This is a genomic window from Pseudaestuariivita rosea (assembly GCF_017592335.1).
Taxonomy (GTDB): Bacteria; Pseudomonadota; Alphaproteobacteria; order Rhodobacterales; family Rhodobacteraceae; genus Parasulfitobacter; species Parasulfitobacter rosea.
Genome location: NZ_JACNMP010000006.1, coordinates 95,446 through 122,350 on the forward strand (window position 1 = coordinate 95,446; position 26,905 = coordinate 122,350).

23 protein-coding genes are annotated in these 26,905 nt (G+C 58.5%); 14 read left to right on the forward strand and 9 right to left on the reverse strand.

Going from position 1 to position 26,905, the window contains the following annotated elements; genetic code table 11:
* Positions 1 to 106 precede the first annotated feature (106 nt).
* Together H7848_RS06490 and H7848_RS06495 are read left to right on the forward strand one after the other, a co-directional pair.
* A complete protein-coding gene (locus tag H7848_RS06490) occupies positions 107 to 832 on the forward strand; it encodes an IclR family transcriptional regulator (RefSeq protein ID WP_208349175.1) in 726 nt (241 codons plus the stop codon).
* Between the two features lie 188 nt (positions 833 to 1,020).
* Positions 1,021 to 3,225: a hypothetical protein gene (locus H7848_RS06495; RefSeq protein WP_208349176.1), complete on the forward strand. Its 2,205-nt coding sequence runs from the start codon at positions 1,021 to 1,023 to the stop codon at positions 3,223 to 3,225.
* A gap of 123 nt (positions 3,226 to 3,348) precedes the next feature.
* Here H7848_RS06495 and H7848_RS06500 read toward each other — a convergent pair whose 3' ends face one another.
* From H7848_RS06500 to H7848_RS06510, 3 genes are read right to left on the reverse strand one after another with little or no spacing between them, the layout of a single operon-like run.
* Positions 3,349 to 3,816 (reverse strand): CinA family protein, encoded by a 468-nt coding sequence (locus H7848_RS06500; protein WP_208349178.1) that lies wholly within the window; start codon positions 3,814 to 3,816, stop codon positions 3,349 to 3,351.
* On the reverse strand, positions 3,813 to 4,307 hold the full coding sequence (locus tag H7848_RS06505) for a phosphatidylglycerophosphatase A family protein (protein ID WP_208349179.1): 495 nt from the start codon (positions 4,305 to 4,307) through the stop codon (positions 3,813 to 3,815). Before H7848_RS06505 ends, H7848_RS06500 begins: the two co-directional genes overlap by 4 nt.
* Entirely contained in the window at positions 4,304 to 5,425 is a 1,122-nt protein-coding gene (locus tag H7848_RS06510) for a bifunctional 2-C-methyl-D-erythritol 4-phosphate cytidylyltransferase/2-C-methyl-D-erythritol 2,4-cyclodiphosphate synthase (RefSeq protein WP_208349181.1), read from the reverse strand. Before H7848_RS06510 ends, H7848_RS06505 begins: the two co-directional genes overlap by 4 nt.
* Positions 5,426 to 5,611: 186 nt before the next feature.
* Here H7848_RS06510 and dusB point away from each other — a divergent pair, with 186 nt between their 5' ends.
* From dusB to hflX, 9 genes are all read left to right on the forward strand, one after another.
* A complete protein-coding gene (dusB, locus tag H7848_RS06515; protein WP_237072615.1) occupies positions 5,612 to 6,592 on the forward strand; it encodes a tRNA dihydrouridine synthase DusB in 981 nt (326 codons plus the stop codon).
* Positions 6,589 to 7,677 (forward strand): two-component system sensor histidine kinase NtrB, encoded by a 1,089-nt coding sequence (locus H7848_RS06520; RefSeq protein ID WP_208349187.1) that lies wholly within the window; start codon positions 6,589 to 6,591, stop codon positions 7,675 to 7,677. The genes dusB and H7848_RS06520 overlap by 4 nt, the downstream gene beginning before the upstream one ends.
* Entirely contained in the window at positions 7,677 to 9,041 is a 1,365-nt protein-coding gene (locus H7848_RS06525) for a response regulator (RefSeq protein ID WP_208349189.1), read from the forward strand. The genes H7848_RS06520 and H7848_RS06525 overlap by 1 nt, the downstream gene beginning before the upstream one ends.
* 96 nt (positions 9,042 to 9,137) lie before the next feature.
* Positions 9,138 to 11,384: a sensor histidine kinase NtrY-like gene (locus H7848_RS06530; RefSeq protein WP_419555496.1), complete on the forward strand. Its 2,247-nt coding sequence runs from the start codon at positions 9,138 to 9,140 to the stop codon at positions 11,382 to 11,384.
* 7 nt (positions 11,385 to 11,391) lie between these two features.
* Entirely contained in the window at positions 11,392 to 12,795 is a 1,404-nt protein-coding gene (gene ntrX, locus H7848_RS06535; RefSeq protein ID WP_208349192.1) for a nitrogen assimilation response regulator NtrX, read from the forward strand.
* 52 nt (positions 12,796 to 12,847) lie between these two features.
* Complete coding sequence (gene trkA / locus H7848_RS06540; RefSeq protein WP_208349193.1) at positions 12,848 to 14,224, forward strand: Trk system potassium transporter TrkA; 1,377 nt, start codon at positions 12,848 to 12,850, stop codon at positions 14,222 to 14,224.
* A complete protein-coding gene (locus H7848_RS06545) occupies positions 14,224 to 15,735 on the forward strand; it encodes a TrkH family potassium uptake protein (protein ID WP_208349194.1) in 1,512 nt (503 codons plus the stop codon). The genes trkA and H7848_RS06545 overlap by 1 nt, the downstream gene beginning before the upstream one ends.
* Before the next feature lie 135 nt (positions 15,736 to 15,870).
* Entirely contained in the window at positions 15,871 to 16,104 is a 234-nt protein-coding gene (gene hfq, locus H7848_RS06550) for an RNA chaperone Hfq (RefSeq protein WP_093966744.1), read from the forward strand.
* A gap of 5 nt (positions 16,105 to 16,109) precedes the next feature.
* Positions 16,110 to 17,390: a GTPase HflX gene (gene hflX, locus H7848_RS06555; protein WP_237072616.1), complete on the forward strand. Its 1,281-nt coding sequence runs from the start codon at positions 16,110 to 16,112 to the stop codon at positions 17,388 to 17,390.
* A gap of 365 nt (positions 17,391 to 17,755) precedes the next feature.
* Here the strand turns inward: hflX and H7848_RS06560 are convergent, their stop codons facing one another.
* Positions 17,756 to 20,215, reverse strand: coding sequence for a penicillin acylase family protein (locus H7848_RS06560; protein WP_208349195.1), 2,460 nt, complete (start codon positions 20,213 to 20,215; stop codon positions 17,756 to 17,758).
* Between the two features lie 82 nt (positions 20,216 to 20,297).
* On the opposite strand from H7848_RS06560, the gene H7848_RS06565 reads away from it, so the two are divergent.
* On the forward strand, positions 20,298 to 21,167 hold the full coding sequence (locus H7848_RS06565; protein ID WP_208349196.1) for an NAD(P)-dependent oxidoreductase: 870 nt from the start codon (positions 20,298 to 20,300) through the stop codon (positions 21,165 to 21,167).
* Positions 21,168 to 21,395: 228 nt separating this feature from the next.
* Here H7848_RS06565 and H7848_RS06570 read toward each other — a convergent pair whose 3' ends face one another.
* Positions 21,396 to 22,034: a nucleotidyltransferase domain-containing protein gene (locus H7848_RS06570; RefSeq protein WP_237072617.1), complete on the reverse strand. Its 639-nt coding sequence runs from the start codon at positions 22,032 to 22,034 to the stop codon at positions 21,396 to 21,398.
* 260 nt (positions 22,035 to 22,294) lie between these two features.
* Positions 22,295 to 22,855, reverse strand: a complete 561-nt coding sequence (locus H7848_RS06575; RefSeq protein WP_208349197.1) for a lipid-binding SYLF domain-containing protein — start codon at positions 22,853 to 22,855, stop codon at positions 22,295 to 22,297.
* A 404-nt stretch (positions 22,856 to 23,259) separates the two neighbouring features.
* On the opposite strand from H7848_RS06575, the gene H7848_RS06580 reads away from it, so the two are divergent.
* The gene (locus H7848_RS06580) at positions 23,260 to 24,495 is read left to right on the forward strand and encodes a bifunctional alpha/beta hydrolase/OsmC family protein (protein ID WP_208349198.1); all 1,236 of its coding nucleotides are present in this window, start codon (positions 23,260 to 23,262) and stop codon (positions 24,493 to 24,495) included.
* Here H7848_RS06580 and hpt read toward each other — a convergent pair.
* Positions 24,488 to 24,994 carry a hypoxanthine phosphoribosyltransferase gene (hpt, locus tag H7848_RS06585; protein WP_237072629.1) on the reverse strand — a complete coding sequence of 169 codons (507 nt, stop codon included), beginning with the start codon at positions 24,992 to 24,994 and terminating at the stop codon, positions 24,488 to 24,490. The two genes, H7848_RS06580 and hpt, sit on opposite strands and share 8 nt — an antisense overlap.
* A gap of 99 nt (positions 24,995 to 25,093) precedes the next feature.
* On the opposite strand from hpt, the gene H7848_RS06590 reads away from it, so the two are divergent.
* Positions 25,094 to 25,543, forward strand: a complete 450-nt coding sequence (locus tag H7848_RS06590) for a type II toxin-antitoxin system RatA family toxin (RefSeq protein ID WP_208349201.1) — start codon at positions 25,094 to 25,096, stop codon at positions 25,541 to 25,543.
* A gap of 128 nt (positions 25,544 to 25,671) precedes the next feature.
* Here H7848_RS06590 and H7848_RS06595 read toward each other — a convergent pair whose 3' ends face one another.
* A complete protein-coding gene (locus tag H7848_RS06595; RefSeq protein WP_208349202.1) occupies positions 25,672 to 26,139 on the reverse strand; it encodes a DUF1203 domain-containing protein in 468 nt (155 codons plus the stop codon).
* 97 nt (positions 26,140 to 26,236) lie between these two features.
* On the reverse strand, positions 26,237 to 26,881 hold the full coding sequence (locus H7848_RS06600) for a class I SAM-dependent methyltransferase (protein WP_208349203.1): 645 nt from the start codon (positions 26,879 to 26,881) through the stop codon (positions 26,237 to 26,239).
* Positions 26,882 to 26,905 lie beyond the last annotated feature (24 nt).

Below are 26,905 nucleotides of genomic sequence, written 5' to 3' on the forward strand. Positions count from 1 at the left end.
GCAACTGATGTGCCATCTTGTATTTCGCTTGGCGAAATTCTATTCTTGCAGATGAAACTTTGCGGATCATACCGGTCAAGGTCAACCCCCAAGTTTCGAGGATATGATGGCAGAACAGATCCAAAAGCAAGGTGTGGAAGCCGTTGATCGTGCATTGGCGCTGCTTGATTGCTTTGATGAAGGCGCCAGTGCCCTGGGTCTGGCCGATCTTGCCCGGCGCAGTGGTTTGAACAAATCGACCATCCTGCGCCTTTCCATATCGCTGATCCGGGCGGGCTATCTGAACCGTGACAACCGTGGTCAGTTCCGCCTGGGGCCCCGAACGTGGCAACTTGGCAGTCTTTATCGCGACACCTTCCGGCTACCAATGGAGCTGCGCGCCCAGTTGCGGACCCTCAGCCAGTCCACGGGGGAAACGGCATCTTTTTACGTGCGCGACGGTCAGCGCCGTATCTGCCTTCTGCGTGAAGAACCCATTCGCGCAATCCGTCATGCTTTGAAAGAAGGCGTCAGTCTGCCCCTGAAGGATGGCGCAAGCGCGCTGGTCCTGCGTGCGTTCAGCTCAGGTGATGACGCCGAACTGGGGGCGATCCGAACCCAAGGCTATGCCTTCAGCCGCGGCGCGCGCGACCCTGATGTCGGATCGCTGGCCGTGCCGGTTCTGCGGGGCCACAAGCTGGTTGGCGCTTTGACACTGTCTGGTCCGATCAACCGTTTTGACGATGCACGGGTCGCCCAGATATTGCCGGTGCTGCTTGAGTGTTCGGCCCGTATAGCAAAGAACTTAGTGTTGCCCGACCCCGAAATCGGCGCCGCTCTGCCGATCGCTTAGGCCCGGCGATGCATCGATAGGCAGACTTGTGCGCGGGGGGCGCGTCATGCCTGCACGTGCTTGCCCCGTACCCATGGCCCACCATACCGTAAAACCAGCAAGTATCTGAACTTATCAACCATCGCGTTTATTTCGCGTCGCACTCAGGGCTGCATGTCAGCCGCGACACAGCTTGGCAGGAGATACTCATGGCAACCTTCACCGTCACCACCCTGGCAGATGAACCCCTTGCGACAGATCAGCCCCTTGATCCGATCCGCGAGGCCGAAGATGGCGCCGGCCTGTCGCTGCGCGAAGCGATTGATCTGGCCAATGCACTGGATGGCGCGGATGAGATTGTGTTTCACCCCGATCTTGCAAATGGCCGCATGACCCTGTCGGGTGAGCCGTTGCGGATTACGGATGACGTCACGATTGACGGCGATGCCCTGGGCGATGGCGCAAGCCGCATCATCCTGGACGGCGATTACAGATCGCGCGTTCTTATCGTCGAGGACGGCACATCGGTTATTTCCGACGTTGATATCACAAGGGGCGGAAACGGTCCAAGGGACGAAAACCCCTTTGTTGGCAACGGTGCTGGTGTGTCCATTGATCAAGAGGCCGAGCTGACCCTTGATGATGCAAGAATATACCGCAACGGCGCAGGCACGTTTGACGGATCATTCGGTGGCGGGATTTTCAATGAGGGCACATTACGGCTGACGAATTCAGAAGTATTTGAAAACTCGGCTGGCGTCAGTCGTGCGCCCTCTAGTGGCGGTGGTATTGCCAATTTTGGCACGCTTATTGTCGAGGATACTTTGATCAGTGACAACAACGCGTCGGGGCGCATCACTGGCGGCGGCGGTGGCATACTGAACACCGGAACAGCCTCGCTGACAAATGTCGCCGTCGTTGGCAATTTCGGCGGCAACGGCGCCGGTATCAATAACTCGGGCACCATGGTCGTTAGCAATGCAACGATCGCCGACAACACCGGCAGTTTCTTTTTCGACCCCCCAAACGGCGTCTGGAATACCGGCGACCTGACCTTCATCCACTCGACCATCACCGCGAATGCCGGGGTCGAGATCGCAAATCGCGCCGAACTGACATTGGTCAACAGCATCGTGACAGAAACGCCCGGCTGGATCGTCAACCAGATCGGCCACAATATCATCGGCACCACCCTGTTTGACGGCGACACAGCAGTGGGGCAGGCCCGCGCAGAAGACATCTTTGCCAATGTCGGTCCCAATGGCCCCGTGCTGACCAATAACGGCGGGGCTTTACCAACGATCTTGCTGCGTGCCTCAGATCTTAACCCGGCGATTGATGTCGCCAACGCCACACTGGCTGTCGATGCAACCGGCGCACCCCTTGTGACCGACAGCCGCGGCGCAGGCTTCGGGCGGATATTTGATTTCCCCTCTGCCGGTGCCACCGATGATGGCCTGGTGGACCTGGGTGCCTTGGAACTGGACCTTGATCCGGTGGACACGCTGATATTCAACGAAACACCGCTGGCTGTGCTCAGCTACGGTGACCAGGACGGCGGCACATTCGAAATAGATCGCCGCGGCGATCAACTGATCCAAAGCGAAAACGCCTGGAACCACCTTTTGATCGATCACGAGATCACAGAAGATACGATCCTGACATTTCGTCTGGATACACAAGGCCAGGCCGAAATCTTTGGCATCGGCTTTGACAATGACGACACGCCGGACTCGGACACGTATTTCCAACTGGGCGGCACGCAGCAGGGCTTCGGTATTCAGGATTTCAACGCCGGTCCTGACGGCAACCCATCCGGCCAGTTCTACAGCATCCCGGTGGGCGAATACTTCACAGGGCAGTTCGACCGGCTTGTCTTTGTGACCGATCAGGATGACCCGAATGCAGATGCGCAGGCGACCAGCTTCTGGTCCAGTGTGTCGCTTTTCGAACCGGGGCCGCGCGTGCGCCTGAACGGCGATCTGGAAAACATCCGATCCTATAGCGCCGAACAGGATCGAGGCACCTTCGATATCTTCGACAACGGCGAGATGTTGTTGCAGGAAGCCAATTCCTGGCAGAAGATCGATATCGATTACGAGGTGACAGAAAAGACCGTTCTGACCTTTGAATTTACCACCTTCGGTGAGGGTGAATTGCACGCTATAGGCTTCGATAATGATGATATGCCCGATAGCGATACATATTTCACATTGCTCGGCACACAGGACGGGTTCGGCAACCGTGACTTCTTCGACAGCTCGGTTCTTAACGGGAACCAGCGCCGCTTTGAAATCCCCGTGGGCGAATATTTCACAGGTCAATTCGACAGCTTGGTCCTGGTCACCGATCTGGATGCGGGCGGCGTGGCAAACAGCCTCTGGTCCGAGCTGACCCTGTCCGAAATTGCTTAACCGAACATGGCCTTCTTCTTGGCCAAAATACTCTGGGGGTGAGAGCCGTCTCGGAAACGCTCTGGCAGAGCGTTTCAGGCTCGAACGGGCGAAGCCCAGGCAAGGGGCAAGCCCCTGATCTGATCAGCCCAAGCCGTCAAACAGTTTCTGCAATGCGTGATGGGTCGCGGCGTCGCGAACATTGGCGCGGCCCAGGGCGCCGAAGTCGACCGTTTCGGTGACCGTCTGCTGGCCCGCCCGCGCAAGGCCAAAGCAAACGCGCCCCTCGGGTTTGAACTCTGACCCGCCGGGGCCCGCAATGCCGGTGACCGACACCGCCAGCGTCGCGGTGGAATGGGCCAGGGCGCCCTCTGCCATCTCGCGCGCGACCTCTTCCGATACCGCACCGTGCTGATCCAGGGTCTGCGCCTGAACCCCCAGCATCGTTTGCTTCGCTGCATTCGAATAGGTCACAAAACCGCAGTCAAAGACATCGGATGATCCGGGAACCTCGGTTAGGGCGGCGGCGATCATACCGCCGGTGCAGCTTTCGGCGGTGGCGATCATCACGCCGGCCTCGCGCGCTTTCTGCAGGAGGTCGGTGGTTTTCATAGCCCCAAAACTCCATGCGCCAACCCGGCCGCGACCGCAACGATCACCGCAGCCATGGCCCCTGCAATGACATCGTCCAGCATCACGCCCAAGGGGCCGTGCTGGCGGTCGGCCCAGCCCACCGGGCCCGGCTTCCAGATATCGAACAACCTAAACAAAACGAACGCCGCGATCCAGCCGGGGTAGGGGAAGACCCACGGATCAACCCCCGCATGCCATAGGCTTGCTGATAAGGGCCAAAGCGCGATCCACTGGCCTGCGACCTCATCTATCACGATCTCGGACGGGTCATGATCGTCGGCCCCGCGCGTTTCCCGCATCGTGGCCCACCAGCCCGCCGCGAAGACCAGGACCGTGGCGATCAGCAACAGTGGAAAGCCCCCCGCGACATGCAGTCCATAGGCCACCGGGATCGCCGCCGCCGACCCCCATGTGCCCGGGGCCGGGCGCAGGTAACCCACATAGAAAAACGTGGCGATCAGGCGGCTCATGCCCGGATCAGGCTGGCGGTGGCCAGCGCCGCGATGCCTTCGCCCCGACCCGTGAACCCCAGACGTTCCGAGGTTGTGGCCTTGACGCTGACTCGATCTGCGTCGATCCGCAGGATCAGCGCCATTTTCGCCCTCATATCAGCGGCATAGGGGCCGATCTTGGGCTGTTCGCAGATCAATGTGCAGTCGACATTGGCAATCTGAAACCCATGATCCGCTGTCATCTGCACCGCGTGGGCCAGAAAGATATCGCTGGCCGCACCCTTCCACTGCGGATCCGAGGGCGGAAAATGCTGGCCGATATCCCCCTGCGCCAGCGCGCCATAGATGGCGTCGGTCACAGCATGCATCCCCACATCGGCGTCCGAATGCCCCTGCAAACCGCGGTCAAAGGGCACCTCGACACCGCACAGCGTTACAAAACTGCCCGGGCCAAAGCGGTGCACGTCAAATCCGTTGCCAAGGCGAATGTCCATCGGGGGCCTCAATATCCGGGCGGCGCGGGCGAAATCCTCGGGCCGGGTGATTTTCAGATTGTCTTCGCGCCCCGGCAGAATTGCAACGTCAATTCCTGCGGCGCGGGCCAGGGCCACATCATCCGCGGCACCATCGGGATGGGCGCGATGGGCGGCCAGGATCGCGTCATAGTGAAAGCCCTGCGGCGTCTGGGCGCGAAACAACCCGTCGCGATCCTGCAGTCCTGTCACCAATCCATCAGAGCCCCGCCAGAGCGCATCGGTCACAGCCAGCGCTGGCGCGGCCCCGGCATGGGTGTCCAGCGCTGCGATCACGTCCTGAAACAGCGCGACCCCGGCGCAGGGCCGCGCGACATCGTGGATCAGCACCCTGGTCACACCGCGGCCGGTCAGCGCCTGCAACCCCGCCAGAACCGAGGCACTGCGCGTGGCGCCCCCCGCGACTTTTTCCACGTCTTCAATCCGGTCCATATCATCGGGATGCAGCACCATCACAATGTGATCCACACCGGGTACCGCCCGCACCATATCCAGCGTCCAATCCGCCACGCTGCGCCCTGCAACCTGTTGCCATTGCTTTGCAATTTCACCACCTGCGCGTGTGCCGCGACCGGCTGCTACAATGACAATCGCCGTGCTCATTCCAATCACCCTTTTTGCGGGATTTGTTTAAGCGGTGATTGCCGCGGGGGCAATCGGCAAGAAAACGGGCACTAGAATGCCTAAATATTAAGCATCATGCGAATGAGTGGTGAAAATCACGGCGTCATCATTTGCGCTTTGCAGATAAGGGCGATAACTCAGCCGAAACGCTTAAGGATTAATCACTTGTCTATCCGGTTGGCAGATCGAGTTCTGGACCCACCTGTTTTTCTTGCGCCTTTGGCCGGGATCACCGATTTGCCGTTTCGCAAATTGGTGTCGTCGTTCGGCGCCGGTCTGGTCGTCAGTGAAATGGTCGCCAGTCAGGAAATGGTGCAGGCCAAGCCGGGTGTCCGCGAACGGGCTGAACTGGGCTATGGCATTGAAAACACATCCGTTCAGCTGGCCGGGCGTGAAGCGCACTGGATGGCCGAGGCCGCGCGGATGGTCGAAGCCAACGGTGCCTGCGTGATCGACATCAACATGGGGTGCCCCGCGAAAAAGGTGGTGAACGGCTATTCCGGCTCGGCCCTGCTAAAGGATCTGGACCACGCGATGACGCTGATTGAGGCCGTCGTGGGGGCGGTCAAGATCCCTGTCACGCTGAAAACGCGGTTGGGCTGGGATGATGACCTGCTGAACGCGCCCACGCTGGCCGAACGGGCGCAGGCCGCGGGGATTGCGATGATCACGATCCACGGTCGTACGCGCTGTCAGTTCTATAAGGGCCGTGCGGATTGGGCCGCGATTGCCCTTGTGAAACAGGCCGTTGATATTCCTGTGATTGCCAACGGCGATATCGTCGATGCCACTACGGCCCGTCAGGCGCTGGATCAGTCGGGCGCCGATGGTGTGATGATCGGGCGCGGGGCGCAGGGGCGGCCCTGGCTGCTGGCTCAGGTGGCGTCAAAGCTTTATGGCACCGCGGCCCCTGATATTCCCGTGGGTGATGCGTTCACCGACATGGTAAGTACCCATTATCAGGACATGCTGTCGTTTTACGGCACCGACTTGGGCGGTCGTGTCGCGCGCAAGCATCTGGGCTGGTACATGGATCAGGTCGAAACGCCCGCCGGTCTGCGCAAATCAGTCCTGACCGCACAGCCTGATCAGGTGCTACGACTACTGCCCCGCGCCTTAAGCGCCCCTGAACAGGTGGCCGCATGAGCTTTGATCAAAACCTTTGGACATCGCTGCCGACGCCCGCGCTGCTGATTGCGCCGGATGACCAGATCGTCGATGCTAACCCCGCCGCCGAAGGGTTTCTGAATTCATCGACCAAGGTGCTGACCTCGGGCCGGTTATGGGAACGCGTGTCCATTGACGCACCCCTGCAAGAGGCCTTTTCCCGCGCCCGGCAGGATGAAACGGTGCTTTACGTCAACCACATCAATATTGGCGGGCGGGACCGCGCGCCGGTGTCCTGCAACATCCAGATCGCGCCCTTGAACGGCAGCAACGGTCAGATGATCTTCCTGATTTCACCGCGCGAACTGGTCACGCGCATCAACAAGGCCGGGGGGGCGCAGGCGGCTGCGAAATCGGCGATCGGCATGGCCGAAATGCTGGCCCATGAGATTAAGAACCCGCTGGCGGGCATCACCGGGGCGGCGCAGCTTTTGTCGATGAACCTGTCGAACGGGGACCTGGAACTGACCGACCTGATCGTCGCCGAAAGCCGCCGAATCGTGAAGCTGCTGGAACAGGTCGAACAGTTCGGCAACCTGCGCCCACCGGAAAAGAAGCCCGTCAACATCCATGACGTGCTGGACCGTGCGCGGAAATCCGCGATGGTGGGCTTCGGTGCTGCAATGGCTTTCGTCGAAGACTACGACCCATCGCTGCCCCCTACGCTAGGAGACGCCGATCAGCTTTTGCAAGTCTTTTTGAACTTGCTGAAAAATGCTAGTGAGGCAGCCGGAAACAAGGGCGGAACAATTCGGTTGAAGACCTCGTACGATATGTCCCTGCGTTTGCGCAGAAAAGATGGCAAGGCTGCATCGGTCCCGTTGCTGGTGGAAATCATCGACGACGGCCCCGGCCTGCCGCCCGAGATCGAGGATAACCTGTTCGAACCCTTCATTTCCGGTCGTGAAAACGGCACCGGGCTGGGGCTGGCGCTGGTGTCCAAGATCATTTCCGAACATGGTGGATGGGTCACGGTGGACTCGGTCCCCGGGCGCACGGCCTTCCGCATTTCCCTTCCCATTGCGACCCGCAAAGACCTTCAGTCCGACATGGAGACATATTAATGGACGGTACCGTATTAGTTGCTGATGACGATCGAACGATCAGAACCGTGTTGACCCAGGCGCTGACCCGCGCCGGCTGTAAGGTGCATGCGACCTCAAGCCTGACAACGCTGATGCGGTGGGTTGAGGAAGGCAAAGGCGATCTGGTGATTTCAGACGTGATGATGCCCGATGGCAATGGGCTGGATGCGCTGCCCAAGATCGGTCAGGAACGGCCCGGTCTGCCGGTCATCGTGATCTCGGCGCAGAATACGATCATGACCGCCATTCAGGCGGCCGAGGCCGAGGCCTATGATTATCTGCCCAAACCCTTTGATCTGCCAGATCTGATGAAACGCGCGGCCAAGGCGCTGGATGTCAAACGCCGCGCGATCCCGCAAAAGGTCGTGGCCGAACGCCCCGCCGATGATCTGCCGCTGGTGGGGCGCACCCCTGTGATGCAGTCGCTTTACCGTCTGGTCGCGCGGGTGATGAACACTGAACTGGCCGTGCTGATCACCGGTGAAAGCGGCACTGGAAAATCGCTGATCGCAAAGGCCATTCATGACTTTTCCGACCGCAGGCCCTTGCCCTTTGTCGTGGTCAGCGCGGCTGATCTGGAAGGCATGGAAGGCCCCGCCACGGTGCTTAGCCGCGCCAAGGGCGGGTCGCTGGTCTTTGATGAGGTCGGCGATCTAAGCCTGGAAGCCCAGGCGCGGATCGTGCGGATGCTGGACAGTCTGGGGGAAAATTCGCCGCGCATCATGGCGACCAGTCAGGCCGATCTGATGCACAAGATGGAAAACGGCGCCTTCCGTCAGGATCTGTTCTATCGGCTTGGCGGCGTGACGATCCACGTGCCTGCGCTGCGTGAACGGGTCGATGATATTCCGCTGCTGGCCGAACATTTTCTGGCCCGTGCCGAACGCGAAGGCAACGCGACCAAGCGGCTGAACGAAGATGCCGTCGATCTGATCCGCGCCTACAGCTGGCCCGGCAACGTGCGCCAGCTGGAAAATGCCGTGCGCCGTCTGGTCGTGACATCAGCCGAAGATGACATCGCCCGCAGTCAGGTCGAGGTGATGCTGGGCAACCAGCCCGCGATGGAACCCCTGGTCGGCGGGGGCGAGGGCGAAAAGCTGTCCAGTTCCGTCTACAAACACCTGCGCCGGTATTTTGATCTGCACGGCGGGGTGCTGCCGCCCGCGGGTCTTTACCAGCGAATCCTGAAAGAGGTCGAACTGCCCCTGATCGAGATCGCGCTGGATGCAACGGGCGGAAATCAGGCAAAATGCGCCGATTTGCTGGGAATTAACCGTAATACCCTGCGAAAGAAGATCACAGACCTTGATATCCGCGTGACACGCCGCCGCAAATTGATGTAAAAGCGCAACAGAACCGTGACCTATCGGCGTCAGTTGCCGTCGGGTCACAGAGCATAAAGCGCGCGCAATCAAGCGCACCACATCAGGAGAGCAGGCTTGTCAGCACTCGTGCGCAGGTCGTTGATATATTCACTCGGTCGGCTTTGGGGGCATAAACGCGTCCAGCTTGGACTGATGATCTTTGTGGTGGCCATGGGGCCGGTGCTGGCCGTGGCGACCTATCTGGCCTTTGGGCCGTTGGACGACACGACATCGCCCCTGAACCTGCGGTTGGTTCTGATGGCCGACCTTGTCTATATTCTGGTCATTGCAACACTGGTTGTGCAACGTGTGGCGCGCATTATCGCCGCGCGTCGGGCGCGATCGGCAGGGTCACGGCTGCACCTGCGTCTGACGGGTGTTTTCGCGCTGGTCGCGCTGATTCCTACGGTTGTTGTCGCCGTCTTTGCCGGGCTTACGATCAACATTGGGCTTGAGGGATGGTTTTCCGAACGGGTGCGCAATGTGGTTGGGGCGTCATTGGAAGCTGCGCAAGCCTATGAGGAAGAACACCGCGTTGCCATCGAACGCGATGCGACCCTTCTGGCGCAATACCTCAACAGCCTGCGCGATAATACGCCGCTGATGGACGATGGACAGTTGCGTCAGGAATTGAATGAAATTCCCACCTTTCTGCAGGACAGTCTGATTGCGATCTATGTGATCGACGGCACTGGCGAAATCCGCACGCGGGGTGAAAGCAGCTATCTGTTCAACTTCGTGAAACCCACAGCCGAACAGATGCGCCAGGCACGCCAGCAAGGCCTGGTGCTGATCGAGGATGTCGATCAAAGCGAATTCCGCGCCATACGTCCCATGAACAGCTATATCGACCATTACATTTATGTATCGCGCTATGTCGACAGCCAGATCCTGCGCCTGCTGGACGATACCGAGGCAACGGCCAGTCTGTATCAGCAACTGGAAAATGACCGGGGCAGGGTGCTGTTTGAATTTGGCCTGTTTTACCTTGGGTTTTCGGTCGCGCTGATCCTGATTGCCACCTGGTTGGGGCTTTGGTTCGCCGAACGCCTGTCGCGCCCTGTCGGGCGTCTGGCGGGGGCGGCACAACAGGTGGGCCTGGGCAATCTGAACGTACAGGTGCGCGAAGAAAAGGGTGACGACGAAATCGCCATGCTGGGCCGGTATTTCAACCAGATGACCCGCCAGTTGAAGGGCCAGCGCGAGGCGCTGCTGGAAAACACCCAACAAATCGAACAGCGGCGGCGGCTGTTTGATTCAGTTCTCAGTTCTGTGACCTCGGGGGTTATCGGGTTGGATACGCGTGGCTGCGTGACTTTTGTGAACCGTGCGGCCGAACGTCTGCTGAATGTCGCGGCCGAAGACGAGGCCCGCCCGATTGCTCAGACCGTTCCTGAATTTGGGCCGCTGTTCAAAAAACTGAAATCTGCCAAATCCGGTGCCGCGCAGGAAGAACTGAAAATCACGCGTCAGGGCAAAACGGAAAACCTGCTGGTGCGGTTGTCATCGCGCAGGAACGAAGACAACAAGCTGGACGGTTATGTGATTGCCTTTGACGATGTCACCGATCTGGTCACGGCGCAGCGAATGGCGGCCTGGGGCGATGTGGCCCGCCGTATCGCGCATGAAATCAAGAACCCGCTGACGCCTATTCAGTTGTCCGCCGAACGCATCCGCCGCAAATTCGCAACCCAGGTCGAAGCGAAAGAGGATCTGGAGCAGATGACGTCGGTCATCGTGCGCCAGACCAATGATCTGCGCCATATCGTTGATGAGTTTTCGAAGTTTGCCCGTATGCCCGAGCCGCAGAAAAAGTCCGAAGATATCACCGATCTGGTGCAAAGCGCGGTTCTGCTGCAGGGGGCGGCGACGGATCTGACATTGCGATCCGACATTCCGCTGCAGCCGCTTTATGCCAATGTGGATGCCACAATGATCGGGCAGGCGCTGACCAATCTGATCAAGAACGCGGCAGAGGCCATTGAAACCTTTCAGGAAAAACGAAATCCGAAAGAGTTTACACCGGAAATTCGGGTGATGCTGACGGCCAATGAAGATGAGGTGATCGTTCAGATCGCCGACAACGGCATTGGTTTGCCGAAAGATCGGGCGCGGCTGTTTGAACCCTATGTCACGACGCGCGATAAGGGCACCGGGCTGGGTTTGCCCATTGTGAAGAAGATCATTGAGGAACATGGGGGATTGCTGGTGCTTGCAGATGCACCGGTCTTTGAAGGCAATGATCATGCGGGTGCCCTGGCCGAACTGCGGCTGCCGCGGATCATTCTGCAAAATGTTGAAAATGAAAAAGAAGCGGTTTGAGGTGAACATGAGTCATATTCTGATAACGGATGACGAACGGGATATTCGGGAACTGATCGGCGACATCCTGAAAGACGAAGGCTATGAGGTCAGGCTGGCGGCCAATTCCGAGGAATGCATTCAATCGGTGACCGAGGCGCGTCCGGCGCTGATGATCCTGGATATCTGGCTGAAAGACAGCAACATGGATGGCATCGACATCCTGAAAAAGGTCAAGCGTGACATGCCCGAGGTGCCCGTGGTGATCATCTCGGGACATGGCAACATCGAAATTGCGGTCGCGGCGATCAAACAGGGGGCTTATGATTTCATCGAAAAGCCGTTCAATATCGATCAGCTGACAGTCGTGATTTCACGTGCGATGGAAACCAGTCGTCTGCGTCGTGAAAACAGCGAACTGCGCCGCAAGGATGTGTCGACCAGCGAAATGATCGGGGTCAGTGCGACTTTCAAGGCTTTGAAATCTCAGCTGGAAAAGGTGACCAAGTCGAACAGCCGTGTGATGTTGACCGGCCCCGCCGGGGCGGGCAAGGAAGTGGCCGCGCGGTATATCCACGCCAATTCCAACCGCGCCAGCGCGCCTTTTATCAGTGTCAATTCGGCCTCGATCGCGCCTGACCGCATGGAAGAGGTTCTGTTTGGCCGTGAAAGCGGGGAACGCGGCATCGAACCCGGCCTGCTGGAAGAGGCCAACGGCGGGATCCTCTATTTCGACGAAATCGCGGAAATGCCCCTGGGCACGCAGTCGAAAATCCTGCGTGTGCTGGTCGATCAGCAGTTTCAGCGCGTGGGCGGCACCGATAAGGTGAACGTCGATATCCGGGTGATATCCTCGACCAACCGTGATCTTCAGGCTGATATCGCCGCGGGCACCTTCCGGCAGGAACTTTATCATCGTTTGAATGTTGTCCCTGTGCATGTGCCCGGTCTGCAGGAACGGCGCGAGGATATTCCGGTGCTGGCCGAGCACTTTATCCAAAGCTTCAATGCGACCCAGGGCCTGCCGCAGCGCGACTTTTCGGGCGAAGCGCAGGCGCTGATGCAGACGATGGATTGGCCGGGCAACATTCGTCAGTTGAAGAATGTGGTCGAACGCATTCTGATCATGGGCGATGGATCAGGTCCGATCGACGTCAAGGAACTGCCACAGCAGGACAGCGTGATGCCCGACGAAGGCCGCGTCGTCCTGTCGGGCGGTCTGGCCACGCTGCCCCTGCGCGAGGCACGTGAGCTGTTTGAACGGGAATACCTGCTGACCCAGATCAATCGCTTTGGCGGCAACATCAGCCGCACGGCGACCTTTGTCGGCATGGAGCGGTCGGCCCTGCACCGCAAACTGAAATCACTTGGGGTTGTCACGGCCAACAAGGCTGGCGCCCGTGTGGCCTATATCGAAGATCCTGTCGATTGACGCGCCTTGGTCCCCGTGCGAACGATAGCGTCAGGCTGCTAGGGATGCAGGGATGAAAGTCATCATATGTGGCGCCGGTCAGGTTGGCTGGCAGATTGCACGCCATTTGTCGGGTGAACGCAACGACGTAACGGTTGTTGACAACAATGCCGGGCTGGTGCGCCGCGCGACGGATGTTCTGGATGTGCAGGGAATCGCGGGCTTTGCCAGCTATCCCGATATTCTGGATCGTGCCGGGGCGGCGGACGCTGATATGATCATCGCGGCCACGCATTCGGACGAAGTCAATATGGTCACCTGTCAGGTGGCCCACTCTGTCTTTGAGGTCCCGCGCAAGATTGCGCGGCTGCGGTCGCAATCTTATCTGGATGCGATCTATTCCGACCTGTATCGCCGGGATCATCTGCCCATCGATGTGGTGATCAGCCCCGAGCGCGAGGTGGCCGAGGCCGCATTGCAGCGCCTGGCCTCGCCCGCGGCCTTTGACACGGAAAACTTTCTGGATGGCCGTGCGCAGCTTTTGGGGATCAAGATCAGCAATGAATGCCCCGTGACGAATACACCGCTGCGGCAGTTGACCGATTTGTTTTCGACCCTGCGCGCCATTGTGGTGGGCGTGCGTCGCGACGGTAAACTGTTCGCGCCAGAACCCAATGATCAGATTTTCGGCGGCGATGACTGTTACGTTTTCACCCATATCGATGACGTGAACCGTACGCTGGAAATCTTTGGAAAGACGATAAAAAAGCAGGAACGCATCGTCATTATCGGGGGCGGCAACGTAGGTCTGTCGGTCGCAAAGGAACTGGAAAGCCGCACCAACCGCATCCGCGCCAAGGTGATCGAGAAAAGCCGCAAATGTGCCGAACGCGCCGCCGATGCGCTGGAACGGACGATTGTGCTGAACGGTGACGGGTTGGACCGGAACCTGCTGCTTGAGGCGAACATCGACCGCGCGGATGCCGTACTGTGCGTGACCGATGATGACAAAACAAACATTCTGGCCGCCGTGCGATCCAAGGCCAATGGCTGCCCGATGTCGATCTGTCTGGTCAACGACCCGACGCTGGTGCCGCTGATGAGTCCCCTGAACATCGACGCCTATATCAACCCGCGCGCCACCACGGTCAGTTCGATTCTGCGCCATATTCGCCAGGGCCGTGTGCGCATGGTTTATTCCATTGGCGATGCCGAGGCCGAAATGATCGAGGCACAGGTGCTGTCGACGTCCTCAATCGCGGGCAAGCGGATCAACGAAATTGACTTTCCCGAAGGTGTGTTGGTTGGCGGCATCCTGAAAAGCGGTACGGTTGTCAAACCCACCGGCAGCACCCGCATCGATGAAGGCGATGTGATCGCCCTGTTTGCGATGGCCGATGACGTGCCCGAGGTCGAACGCCTGCTGCAAGTGTCGATCGACTTTTTCTGATGCAATGGATCCTGAAACTGCCGCTGTTTGTGCTGTTGATGGGCATCGGCGCGGCGGCGATGTATGTTCCAGCCGTCCACGCATACACCCTGCGTGACATGCACGAGGCGCGGACGTTCTTCTATGGGGCCACACTGTTTTTGATGCTGACGGCCATGCTGGGGATCGCCACGTCAAATTACAAACCCCGTCACGCAGCCCGCAGTCAGTTGCTGTCGCTGATGGCGGCCTTTCTGATTTTGCCGATCATGCTGGCGGTGCCCTTCAACGAAGCGCTGCGGACGACCAGTTTTCTGAATTCCTACTTTGAAATGGTGTCCAGCATCACCACCACCGGCGCCACGATCTTCGACAATCCAAGCCGTCTGCCGGACAGTCTGCACCTGTGGCGTGCCCTGGTGGGCTGGTTGGGCGGTCTGCTGATGTGGGTGACCGCCGCCGCGATTTTGGCCCCTATGAACCTGGGTGGGTTCGAGGTGACATCAGAAGACCAGACGCAAATCGGCGAATTCAGCCAGATCACGCGCATCATCGACCCCTCGGAACGGTTGCTGCGGTTCACGCTGGATCTTTTGCCGATCTATACGGCGCTGACCATCATTTTATGGATCATGCTGTCATTGTTGGGCGAAAGCGGCCTGACGGCAATCTGCCACGCGATGTCTGTGATGGCCACCAGCGGCATTTCCCCGGTGGGGGGCATGGAAAACAGCGCTGCAGGCCGGTGGGGCGAAGTTCTGGTCTTTCTGTTCCTGATGCTGGCGATTTCGCGGGTGACCTTTTCGCCCGAGGTCCGCCTGCGCCATTTCGACCAGCTGCGTGTCGACCCTGAGATTCGTATCGCCATTGTTTTGCTGGTCACGGTGCCCACGGTGCTGTTTCTGCGCCATTATCTGGGCGCTTATGATGTGCAGGGGCAGAACAATCTGGGGGCCGCGCTGGCGGCGCTTTGGGGCGGTCTGTTCACCGTTCTTTCATTTTTGACAACCACAGGTTTTGCCTCGGCCGACTGGGCGGCGGCGCGTACCTGGTCGGGGCTGGGCACGCCGGGGCTGTTGCTGATGGGACTGGCGCTGATCGGGGGCGGGGTCGCAACGACGGCGGGCGGTGTCAAACTGTTGCGAGTCTATGCGCTTTACAAGCACGGACAACGAGAGATCGAACGCCTGATCCACCCGTCTTCGGTTGCGCGTTCGGGCCGGCATGGACGCAAGATCAGGCGGGAAGGTGCCTATATCGCATGGATTTTCTTTATGCTGTTTGCATTGTCGATTGCGCTGATCATGACCGCGCTGTCGTTGACCGGACTGCAGTTTGAAACCGCAATGGTGCTGACCGTCGCGTCGATTTCAACCACCGGTCCACTGGCCTCGATCGCTGCTGAAACACCTATTTCTTATGCCGGAATCAATGACGCCGCCAAAATGATCCTTGTGGGGGCCATGGTGCTGGGTCGGTTGGAAACTTTGGCCATTATCGCGCTGCTGAACCCCGAGTTCTGGCGCAGTTAAATGCCGCATCTGCGAAATTGCGCCATAAATGACTGTTTTTGGGGTGGAATCTTTCAAACCTGCAATACATACTTTACGACGTAACGAGGGGATGCAGGTCGGCAAACGACCAAAAAACAAAAAAGGGTTAGGGCGATGGCAGCCGATAAGCAAAATTTGCAGGACGCTTTTCTAAATCATGTCCGCAAGACAAAGGTTCCAGTCACAATTTTTCTGATCAACGGGGTGAAGCTGCAGGGTGTGATCACTTGGTTTGACAACTTCTGCGTGCTTTTGCGCCGCGATGGTCAGTCGCAACTGGTTTATAAACATGCAATCTCGACGATCATGCCATCTCAGCCCATCAATCTTTACGATGGTGAAGAATAGATCTGATGCCCTCTGACGCCCCAGGCAACACGATGCGTGCCTGGGTGCTGCACCCGGACATCAAGACCGATCAACAGCGCAGACAGCCTGAATTCGCGCTGGACGAGGCCGTGTCGCTGGCCCATGCGCTGCCGGATCTGACGGTTGCGGGGTCTGAGATTGTGCGTTTGCCCAAGGCGCAACCGGGGTTGCTGTTCGGGTCGGGCAAGATCGATGAACTGGGCCAGCGGTTCAAGGATAATGACGTCGGTCTGGTGCTGGTCGACGGGCCGGTGACGCCCGTGCAGCAGCGCAATCTGGAACGCGAATGGGGCGTGAAACTGCTAGACCGAACAGGGCTGATTCTGGAAATCTTCTCCGACCGCGCCCGCACCCGCGAAGGGGTGCTGCAGGTCGAAATGGCCGCGCTGAGTTACCAGCGCACACGGCTGGTGCGCGCCTGGACCCACCTGGAACGGCAACGGGGTGGGCTGGGCTTTGTGGGCGGTCCGGGTGAAACGCAGATCGAGGCCGACCGCCGCGCCATTGATGAAGCGATCGGCCGGATCCGTCGGCAGCTGGCCAAGGTGGTCAAAACCCGCACCCTGCATCGCGCCGCACGGGCCAAGGTGCCGTTTCCCGTGGTGGCGCTGGTGGGCTATACGAACGCTGGAAAATCCACACTTTTCAACCGCTTGACGGGCGCAGATGTGATGGCGAAGGACATGCTGTTTGCCACGCTGGACCCGACGATGCGGGGGGTCACGCTGCCCTCGGGCGATAAGGTGATCCTGTCGGATACGGTGGGCTTTATCTCGGACCTGCCGACGCAACTGGTCGCGGCTTTTCGCGCGACGCTGGAGGAGGTCCTGGGCGCCGATCTGATCCTGCATGTGCGCGATATCTCGCACACTGAAACCGAAGAACAGGCCGAAGATGTGCGCGATATTCTGGCTGATCTGGGCGTGGGTGAGGACACGGCGAGTTTTGAGGTCTGGAACAAGATCGACAATCTGTCGCCCGACCAGCGCGAGGCTATTGAAACCCAGGCGGCGCGCATCGACGGGATATTCGCGATTTCGGCGCTGACGGGTGATGGGTTGGACGATCTGCTGGATGCGGTTTCCGAGGGCCTGAAGGACCCCCGGCAGGACGAAACGATCCTGATTGCCTTTGATGAGGGGCGTAAACGCGCGTGGTTGTTCGACCGCGGCTTGGTCGCGGATGAGTCTGAAACAGACGAAGGCTGGCAGATCGATGTCAGCTGGTCCCAAAAACAACGCGACCGGTATCAAAAGCTGTCCTGACAAGCGCCTCTGGCCCCGCGCGGCTTTTGCCGGGCAGGGGTCTGGGTCTGATCTGGTCAAGAAAGGTGGCGCCACTCTGTTGGGTCGGTCTGCCGGAAAGGGGTCGCAAGCCCCCCACCTTTATGTTTCATGCATGATTTTGCAGGTGGCTTGCGCTTTGGGGCTTTAATCCAAAGGGGCAAGTTCCGAAAAACCATTATGTCCGACGTCGTGGGATGGGGTTTTAGGCCTCAGATGCTAACATCTGGTTGGGGTTGCGTACGGTGGGATTTGAGTATTTGGGGAACAATAAAGAACGGAGTGCGCTTTATTGTTCCGAAAATACTCCGGGGGAGCGCCGAAGGCGCGGGGGCAGAGCCCCCATTTTAACGCGGACTGATGACCGTCACGCCGACTGCCGCAGCGCGCGCCAGGTCGGGGTCCAGCGACATCGGAATATATTCCCCACGCCGCCACAGTTGGCCCAGATCGTCATAATGGCGGCTGAGCGGGTGGCCCGATTGGCCCGTCGAAATGATAAACAGCGAACTGTCGGGGTCGGCGAAATCATAGACCCCGCGATACCCGGCACCATGGACGTTCAGAAAGGGTTGCGGCCCTGTGCCGATGGTGCGCCCGCGCAGCAGAGTGTTGTCGCCGCCGCTGGTTGACTGACGGATATTCACGAACCAGCGCAACCCTGGCGTTTCGCCCAGAACGGGGTGGTCATGCGTGGCCTCATGCGCATCGCCCCACCGCAGGCTTTCGATGGCCAATCCATAGGTTTCATCCAGCCACAACAGTGCATCATCCAGCGCCAGGCGCGCCATTTCGGTACAGGTCTCAGTCGGTGCCGATTGCGCAACATCGCACCAGACCGCAGCACCGTCGATATTACGAAATACCCGTTCGATCAGCAAAGGCTCAAGATGCGGGAATTCAGAGGTCAACGGTCCCAGTTCATCCCGGATCAGGCGGTTTTGCAGGGCGCGCATCCAGGCGGAATAGATCAGCGGTTCCGGCAGATGTTCGTTCATTTCGCCGTTCCAGTTGCCAAGCAGGTTCAGCGCATCCTGCCGGCGCCGTTCCAGCGTTCCGGCGGGCGCGGCGGTACCCGTGTGCCACAGATCTGCGCCCACAAGGCTCAGCAGCGTCACCGCCGTCAGCGACACCGTATCCAGCTGCGCCTCCATAAAGCTTTCGCGGGTGTGCACCTTGCGATCCTGCATCAGCTTGCGCCAGCGCAATATCCGCTGCGTATCGCCATAGATAAAGCTGACGTGTTCGGGGAACGGCCGGTCGATCACCTTATTATTCGTATTGCCCAAGATACCACCTTCGGGCGCAATGATCGTGGGGTTCTGACTGTAATCCATCCGCCCCTGCCAGCGGTTTGTCGCGACCCATCCGGGGCTTGGCATGCGGCCCTGGGTCTGGTGTTGCGGATGGCGCAGCGGGATGGCCCCGATGGTTTTCAGCGCGATATTTTCACGATCGGCCAGCACCAGATTCTGGATCGGGGCCAGATAGTCTGAACTGGCGCTGAGCGCCTCGGGTATGCTTTGGGCTTGCATCAGGCGCAGACCGGCACTGATTGAGGTGTCAGCAGGGCTAAGTGCGGACCACGACAGGCTGGTGACAAAGCCGTCGCGTGTAATCGTGCCCAAACCGTAGTGCGTGCCGGGCAGGACGGGGCCGTTTTCGGTCCAGCGCAGGGTGATCGTCACCGGGTCTGCATCCTTGACGTTGATGATCGTATCCCGGGCCACAAAGGGCCTGAAGCCATCGGGCGTCAGGTATTCCTGCGGATTGTCGGGGTTCAGCTGTTCCAGAAACACGTCCTGATCATCGGCATAGGCGGTTGTGGTGCCCCAGCCCAGCACATCGCTGCGCCCGGCCAGCACGACCGGCAAGCCGGGGATCGTGCCGCCGATCACACCTCCGCTGTTCAATTCCATCCGCGCCAGATACCAGATGGCAGGCGCGGTGAAGCCCAGGTGCGGGTCCCCTGCCAAAAGCGTGCCGTCCTTGGCCGACCGCGCAGGGGCGGCGGCCCAGATATTCGATGCGCCCGCCAACGCGCGGGGTTTGAAGGGTGACAGGGCGTGGTCCGGCATCGGCGCGGCCTGCGCATAGCGGGGCAGGTCCGGCATAATACTGGCGAATGAGGGCAGGGCGGCGATGCCAGTGCCCGGCGCGTCCGGCAGCAGGTCGCGCAGCCTATCCTCCTCGATCAACAGCGAGGCGCGGGCGCGCAGCACCTCTTCTTCCAGATGGGCGGACAGTTGCAGCGACATCAGCTTCAGGATGGCGATTGAGTCGGCGGGCTGCCACGGGGCGATCTGATTGGAAAACAGGAAAAATTCGGGCGCTCCACGGCCAAGTGCCTGTTCGTTCACATGAGTCAGGCGGGCGTTCACACCGGCGGCATAGGCATTCAGCGCCGCCATGGTCTGATCATCCTGCGCCTGTACCGAGCTGACCGACAGATTGTACAGATCCAGCCTGCGGATCAGCATATCGATCTGCAGCGTGCGTTCTCCAAAAAGCTCGGACAGGCGGCCCTGCGCGGTGCGGCGCAGCATCATCATCTGCCACAAGCGATCCTGCGCGTGGGCATATCCCAGACCGAAGAAGACATCCTGATCACTTTGCCCGAAAACATGGGGCACATTGGCGTTGTCGCGCACAATCTCGACCGGGGCCGACAGTCCGTTTGCCGTCAGATCCGCGTCGTAATCGGGCAGGGACTGGCTGGTGAAATAATACACCAAGGCCATCGCCAGTGCGATTACCACCAGCAGACCCGTGGTCAGTCTGAAAAGCCAACGAAAAATAAATGCCATCAATGCCTCTTGCTGTTTTGGCTTGCCTGCGTTTGGATAGGTAAAGAAAGAGTTTCAGAACGTAAAGCAGGGGGGCAGTGTCATGGCAAAAGTTGCATTTTTGGGGTTGGGCGTGATGGGCTATCCGATGGCCGGACATCTGGCGAAGGCCGGGCATCAGGTGACCGTCTATAACCGGACGTTCAGCAAGGCCGAAAACTGGGTCGAAGATTACGGCGGTCAGGCCGCGCCGACACCGGCCAAAGCGGCCGAGGGCGCTGATTTTGTGATGGCCTGCGTGGGCAATGACGATGACCTGCGCCAGGTCTGCACGGGGGCCGAGGGCGCGTTTTCGACGATGTCCGGCGGGTCGGTCTTTGTCGATCACACGACCGTATCGGCCAAGGTGACGGCGGATATGTACGCGGCGGCCGACGCCCATCAGATCAGTTTTGTCGACGCGCCGGTGTCGGGCGGGCAGGCGGGGGCCGAAAACGGTGTGCTGTCGGTGATGTGCGGCGGGGACGAAGGCGCCTATGCCCGCGCCGAACCCATCATCGACGCCTATGCGAAAATCTGCAAACGGATGGGGCCAAGCGGGGCCGGGCAACTGACCAAGATGGTCAACCAGATCTGTATCGCGGGGCTGCTTCAGGGGCTGTCCGAGGGGCTGCACTTTGCTGAAAAAGCCGGCCTGGACGCCCGCGCTGTGATCGATGTGATCCAGGGCGGGGCGGCAGGCAGCTGGCAGATGGTCAACCGCTATGAAACGATGCTGGATGATGAATTCAACCACGGCTTTGCAGTGGACTGGATGCGCAAGGATCTGGGCATCTGCCTGAGCACCGCCAACGAAAACGGCGCCAGCCTGCCCGTGACGGCGATCATCGATCAGTTCTATAAAGATGTTCAGAACATGGGCGGCGGGCGGTGGGACACGTCCAGCCTGATCAAGCGATTACGCACGCTTTAGCCGTTTGGCTGCCGTCACGCTTGGATCGGCGCAAAGGCAAACAGCTTAATGCGCCGCCGCAGGGCAGCTCTGAACATCCGGTGACAAATGCCCAAAACCGCAAATGGGATTGATCCCGATAGGGGGCGGAATCGTAACACAAGCAGCCTTTGGCCCGGCCCGCGGCAGGATTTAACCGTGGGCCCATACCTCTCAGGTTTCTTCGCCTTGGTGAATGATGGCTTTCAGTCAGAGGTGCTGTAACCACTTGTGGTCAACATGACAAAGAGAGAGCCAGCGGCGCAGTGTTGCACGATCGCTGGCAGTTAAATTTGGTAGAGCTGCTTGAAAGTCATCTTCATCCTTGGCTCTACAGTATTTGGCCTTGAACAAGAGAACGTTAGCCGGAGCCAAATACCGTATCCCGTCCGCATTGGTCCGCACAGCGCTATCGCGTAATTGTTCGAACGAAGGAGAACGTTTGTATTTCCAAAACTCGCGTGTTCCCCGTTCTAACATCATATCGACGCGCCAGCGCCCAACCTCAAGATCGGCCCCCCAGAACTGCCAAACGTCCTTGCCGAACTTTTGGTTGAGGTCCCAAGGGCTAAGTTGACCTGCTTTTACTTCAAAGAAAATCAACTCCGATAGATGAGAGGCCAACTTTGGCGCATATTGCGGCAATGTTGCGAATTCTAAGTCGTCGTGTTGGCGACGTTGCTTACCAAGCCAGAGGTCTAGTGCCCAACCGCCAACGATGTACCAATCCGCATCTACACCAGACAGCTTTTGCGCCAACTGCATGGGCGACCACGCATCCCATGCGTCTTCATGCGGGAGTTTCATCAGCGTCTTTCTTGTGTCCTTTGCTGAGAAGGCACTGGTCAAAATCTTATGCGTAATCCCCCAAAGCTGCAATCAGCATAGCTGCAGAGAAAGTGCAAAAAGTTCGCATGTTGCTCACTCTCCGGCATTACACATGACATCGGCAGTGCGAATGAGAACCGTCACTGAGCTTTCATGATACCTTCTGTGTAAGATGTGAAAGCGGGGGGAAATGTTGAAAGCGAAGGGGTTAAGCGTTGTAATGCCTAACCCCTGGTGTGATACGATATTGCCACTTTTCGGGAATTGACCCCGCAGTGTGGTTACGGAATGATCCGGTTGTACTTTGTACCTTCAAGCGTGGCGCCGACGCGGAAGCCTGCTTGACCGAAGACAACCGCAATAACCGGGGAAAGCGCGGTTGTTGTGCCGGCTTTCAGCGCCTCGCCCTGGTCGCTGAGCGCGTATTCCAGATCAGCACCGGCGGCCCATCCGCTGGACCTGCGGAAATCCATCAGCGCCTCGTCCGTCATGAAAAACAAAACGTGGGCATATTGCTGCGCGCCGATCTGAAGGCCGAAATTCGCTGTGGTGGCGGAATAGTAATCGACCGTGACATCGTTGATCCGCAGTGCGCCACGCCCATAGGACCCGCCCACGCCAAAGCCCGCCTCGGTCACAAGGGGCATGACCAGAATGCCGGCGGCCTTGTCGCCCAGATCGCGGGTGCCCGGATAGCGGCTGTACATATCGCTGAGGGTCTTGTCGACGCGCGCATCAATCACCGCGCCGCCATCGCTGCCAATACCATTGCCGCACCCGGCCACCAAAGGCACCATTGCCAGTGCGCCGAACGCGAACGTGCGTCTTGTAAATTTTGTCATGTGTCTGCCTGTTACTGCTTGATCGATTTATTGTTCTGGGGCGCTTATGTGCACCTTTATGCATTCTTATAGGGGGTATTCGCAGGCTTGTCATGCCCGATATGGTGGATCACGTCAAATTGTGAACGATATCTTGAATTGTTAAGCGGAGCGCGCTGGTCGCGCGCATTTGGCCGCGCGTGCCGCGCTATGTTTGCGCTTCGCGCGAGAGTATTTGGGGAACAATGAGGCGCACACTCATCCATCATTGTTCCAAAATACTCATGACCCAAAGGTAGCCATAGCAGCCCGAAGTCAAAGCGACGTACGATTATTTCTCACCATCCCGTGACGCGGCTGACACATGGGTTGTGCTTTGGCCTTCCGATCTCCAGTCTTAGGTGGGCGAAGAGAAAGGACAGGTCATGCCAACCGAACGGATCACATTCAAAGGGCACAGCGGTGATATGCTGGCCGCCAGGCTTGATCTACCGGATGGGCCACATCTGGCGACCGCTCTTTTTGCGCATTGTTTCACCTGTTCCAAGGACATCCCCGCCGCGCGGCGCATCTCGGCGCGGTTGGCGGCGATGGGTATTGCCGTTTTGCGGTTTGACTTTACGGGGCTTGGCCATTCCGAAGGCGAGTTTGCCAATACGTCTTTCACATCAAATGTCGACGATCTGATAGCGGCCTGCAAATACCTGGATGCCCGCGATATGTCGCCCAGCATGCTGATCGGTCATTCACTTGGGGGCGCTGCGGTGCTGAAAGCCGCACCTCAGCTCCCGTCCACCAAGGCCGTTGTGACCCTTGGCGCCCCTTTTGATCCGCAACATGTGACCCATAACTTCGAAGACGCCTTGCCCGAGATCGCGGTTAAGGGCGTGGCTGAAGTGCAATTGGGCGGTCGGCCGTTCAAGATCGGCAAGACCTTTTTGGATGACATCGCGCAGGGCGAACTGACCCCTGCGATCACCCACCTTAAGGCGGCGCTTTTGATCATGCACGCGCCCCTGGACGACACCGTCAGCATCAACAATGCGACCGAGATATTCCTGGCCGCCAAGCACCCGAAATCCTTTGTGACACTTGACGATGCCGATCACCTGATCACCCGCGCGTCAGATGCCGAATACGCCGCTGAAGTGATTGCCGCCTGGGCGTCGCGTTACCTTGACCTGGCACCGCCTGCACCGCCGCCCGGCGCGCCCGAAGGCGTCGTGCGTGTGACCGAGGTCGATCCAGACGGTTTTTTGCAAGATATCCAGTCCGGACCCCATCACCATGCGCAGGCGGACGAGCCGCTGTCTTATGGCGGCACCAACAAGGCGATGTCGCCTTATGGCTATCTGGCGTCAGGTCTGGGCGCCTGCACATCCATGACCATCCGTATGTACGCCCGCCGCAAAGGATGGCCCCTGATCGGGGTGCGGGTGGATGTGACCCACGACAAAGTCCACGCTCAGGACGCCGAAACCGCCACCGAAACGCGGATCGATTCCTTCACACGGGAAATCCTGCTGGAAGGCCCGCTGAGCAACGACCAACGCACCCGCCTTCTGGAAATCGCCGACAAATGCCCGGTGCATAAAACTCTTGAGCGCGGGGCGGTGATTGTCACGAAGCTGGCGCAGATACCTGAAAAAATACCTACGTAAACCGCACCTTACCGATATAAGGCAAATTCCGGTTGCGTTGGGCGTAGTCGATGCCGTAGCCCACGACGAATTCATCGGGTATCTCGAACCCGGTCCAGTCGGCATGCACGTCAACTTCTCGCCGGGTGGGTTTGTTCAGCAGGGCGATGGTTTTCAGCTTCTGTGGTTTGCGCGCCCGCAGCAGGTGCGTGACGTGGTAAAGGGTGTGGCCTGTATCGACCAGATCTTCGACGACTAGCACATGGCGCCCCTCGATCGTGCCGCGCAGGTCTTTCAGGATACGGACCTCGCGGCTGCTTTCCATCGCATCGCCATAGGACGAGGCTTCCAGAAAATCGACCTCGACATCCAGATCAAGTTCGCGCACCAGATCGGCGATGAAGACGAAACTGCCCCGCAACAGACCCACAACGACCAGCTTGTCCGCATCGGCGAATTCCTTTTCGATCGTGCGGGCCAGATCCTCGATCTTGGCGGCAATCGCCTTGGCTGAAATCATCTTGTCGATGACATATGGACGCGTCACTGGCAGGCTCCCCTTGATTTTTGTCGCTATTTTTACGACATGCACGGCCACTGTCACGCGCAAAGGATAAAAATGCCCCAACATACTGAAACCAAGAAACTGCCCTACAGTGCCGAACAAATGTATGATTTGGTGGCCGATGTCGGGTCGTATCCCGAATTTCTGCCCTGGACGGCGGCGGCGCGCATTCGGTCGACGGATGACCGGGGCGAGACGATCTTGATGCTGGCCGATCTGGTGATTTCGTTCAAGGTCTTTCGCGAACGCTTTGGCAGTCGCGTGACGTTATGGCAGGACAAAAGCCGGATTGACACCGAATATATCGACGGGCCTTTCCGCTATCTGGAATCGCGTTGGGATTTCAAGCAGGTAGAGGGTGGGTGTGAAGTGACGTTCTTTGTCGATTTCGAATTCAAAAACCGCATTCTGCAAGGGGCTGCGGGGATGTTTTTCAACGAGGCCATGCAGAGGATTGTTCGTGCTTTTGAACGCCGCGCGGCGGACCTTTATCAGGGGGCTTGAATAAGCGCTGCTGACGCCGCGCGGCCTTCGGCGAGAGTATTTATGGAACAATGATGGAATATAATTGCTTTATTGTTCCCCAAATACTCAGAACTCGATTTTTCCGAACGCGCGGCCGTTGGGGCGTGTCACACTCGCGTAACCCGGGCCGCAAAACAGCCGGGTTTGGCATAGTGGATATGGATATAGTCGACGGCTGGATCTGATAGCATTGTCTTAAGCTGAGCAGCCGCATCGCGGCCTTTGATGACATCGGCCGCGATCATCATGTCTTTGTGATCGAAACCTCGCAAGGACAAAAGGCGCAGTTGCAGCACCTGGGGCACGGCCCCTGGGTCGGGCCTGGCCTGAGTGGCACCTTTTCGGACGAAAACGGCGTGGGATGCGCGATAGGGGGACCGACCGGACTGATGTTCGTAATTCACCAGCACCAGTTCATCGCCGGGTTCGGCGTCTTGCAGGCTGACGCGGCAGGGATACCCTGGTTTCGCATCTGCCGTGACACGGCGTGCGGCATGGTGTTCAAGCGCGTCCTGTGTCATATCGAAGTAAGGCGCAAAGGTGGTGTAGGGCAGGGCATGTATCTGGAATGGCACGGGATGTCCTTTCGTTTTCCGGACGATCCCATGCGCCCCCAATCAAAGCGACCCGTTCCTTGCGCTTTTGTTCAGCACCTGACCTGCGATGTGAATACTAGAACTTCTCGTCCAGGGCCGGTGTTCCGAATTGATGGGTGTATTCGATATCGCCGGCGCGTCGGATACAGAATTGGGCATCATATCCGGCAGCGACAATTTCGTAGTCGGCTTTTTTCACAAACTCATTCACAGCGCGACACACACCGGAATAATGCTTGGGGTTCGAATACCAGTCATCCCCAAAGATCACGCCACCCTTCGCAAGGGCTTTGTCAATCATTGGAAGTGTGCGAACCACATCGTCATAGTGGTGGCTGCTGTCCAGATAAACAAAATCCAGCTTTTCGGTCAGCGATGTTAAGAAGTTTTCTTCAAAGTCTTCAATGATTTCAATGTTATCAAGATGCTGTGTGCGGCGCAGAGCATCAGCCTTCGCTTGGGCCGTGGTCAGTTGATTGTTGTTGGTATAATTTCCGTTTCCCCAATTGAACCGTTCCCCCAGTTTTTCCCAAGGATCCACAAGATAAAGTTTTTTAGGTTTCAAAACGCGACCGATGACGGCGGAAAAATGCCCGCGGAATACACCAAATTCGGCGCCGACGCCGCCTTTTTTGGCATAGCGCAAGATCCATTTGCGTCTTTCGGCGATTTCTTCATGGGGAAACTTATCCTCGTGAGGAAAGCAATCCGCAACCGTCATTTTTAATTCCCTTGTTCATGTAAA

Coding starts and splice junctions, on each gene's coding strand:
- H7848_RS06500 (WP_208349178.1), bottom strand. CDS start 3,816: ATGAAAACCACCGACCTCCTGCAGAAAGCGCGCGAGGCCGGCGTGATG.
- hflX (WP_237072616.1), top strand. CDS start 16,110: ATGCCCTCTGACGCCCCAGGCAACACGATGCGTGCCTGGGTGCTGCAC.
- hpt (WP_237072629.1), bottom strand. CDS start 24,994: ATGATTTCAGCCAAGGCGATTGCCGCCAAGATCGAGGATCTGGCCCGC.
- H7848_RS06545 (WP_208349194.1), top strand. CDS start 14,224: ATGCAATGGATCCTGAAACTGCCGCTGTTTGTGCTGTTGATGGGCATC.
- H7848_RS06495 (WP_208349176.1), top strand. CDS start 1,021: ATGGCAACCTTCACCGTCACCACCCTGGCAGATGAACCCCTTGCGACA.
- H7848_RS06600 (WP_208349203.1), bottom strand. CDS start 26,881: ATGACGGTTGCGGATTGCTTTCCTCACGAGGATAAGTTTCCCCATGAA.
- H7848_RS06510 (WP_208349181.1), bottom strand. CDS start 5,425: ATGAGCACGGCGATTGTCATTGTAGCAGCCGGTCGCGGCACACGCGCA.
- H7848_RS06525 (WP_208349189.1), top strand. CDS start 7,677: ATGGACGGTACCGTATTAGTTGCTGATGACGATCGAACGATCAGAACC.
- H7848_RS06575 (WP_208349197.1), bottom strand. CDS start 22,855: ATGACAAAATTTACAAGACGCACGTTCGCGTTCGGCGCACTGGCAATG.
- H7848_RS06560 (WP_208349195.1), bottom strand. CDS start 20,215: ATGGCATTTATTTTTCGTTGGCTTTTCAGACTGACCACGGGTCTGCTG.
- H7848_RS06580 (WP_208349198.1), top strand. CDS start 23,260: ATGCCAACCGAACGGATCACATTCAAAGGGCACAGCGGTGATATGCTG.
- H7848_RS06505 (WP_208349179.1), bottom strand. CDS start 4,307: ATGAGCCGCCTGATCGCCACGTTTTTCTATGTGGGTTACCTGCGCCCG.
- H7848_RS06565 (WP_208349196.1), top strand. CDS start 20,298: ATGGCAAAAGTTGCATTTTTGGGGTTGGGCGTGATGGGCTATCCGATG.
- H7848_RS06490 (WP_208349175.1), top strand. CDS start 107: ATGGCAGAACAGATCCAAAAGCAAGGTGTGGAAGCCGTTGATCGTGCA.
- H7848_RS06520 (WP_208349187.1), top strand. CDS start 6,589: ATGAGCTTTGATCAAAACCTTTGGACATCGCTGCCGACGCCCGCGCTG.
- trkA (WP_208349193.1), top strand. CDS start 12,848: ATGAAAGTCATCATATGTGGCGCCGGTCAGGTTGGCTGGCAGATTGCA.
- H7848_RS06590 (WP_208349201.1), top strand. CDS start 25,094: ATGCCCCAACATACTGAAACCAAGAAACTGCCCTACAGTGCCGAACAA.
- ntrX (WP_208349192.1), top strand. CDS start 11,392: ATGAGTCATATTCTGATAACGGATGACGAACGGGATATTCGGGAACTG.
- hfq (WP_093966744.1), top strand. CDS start 15,871: ATGGCAGCCGATAAGCAAAATTTGCAGGACGCTTTTCTAAATCATGTC.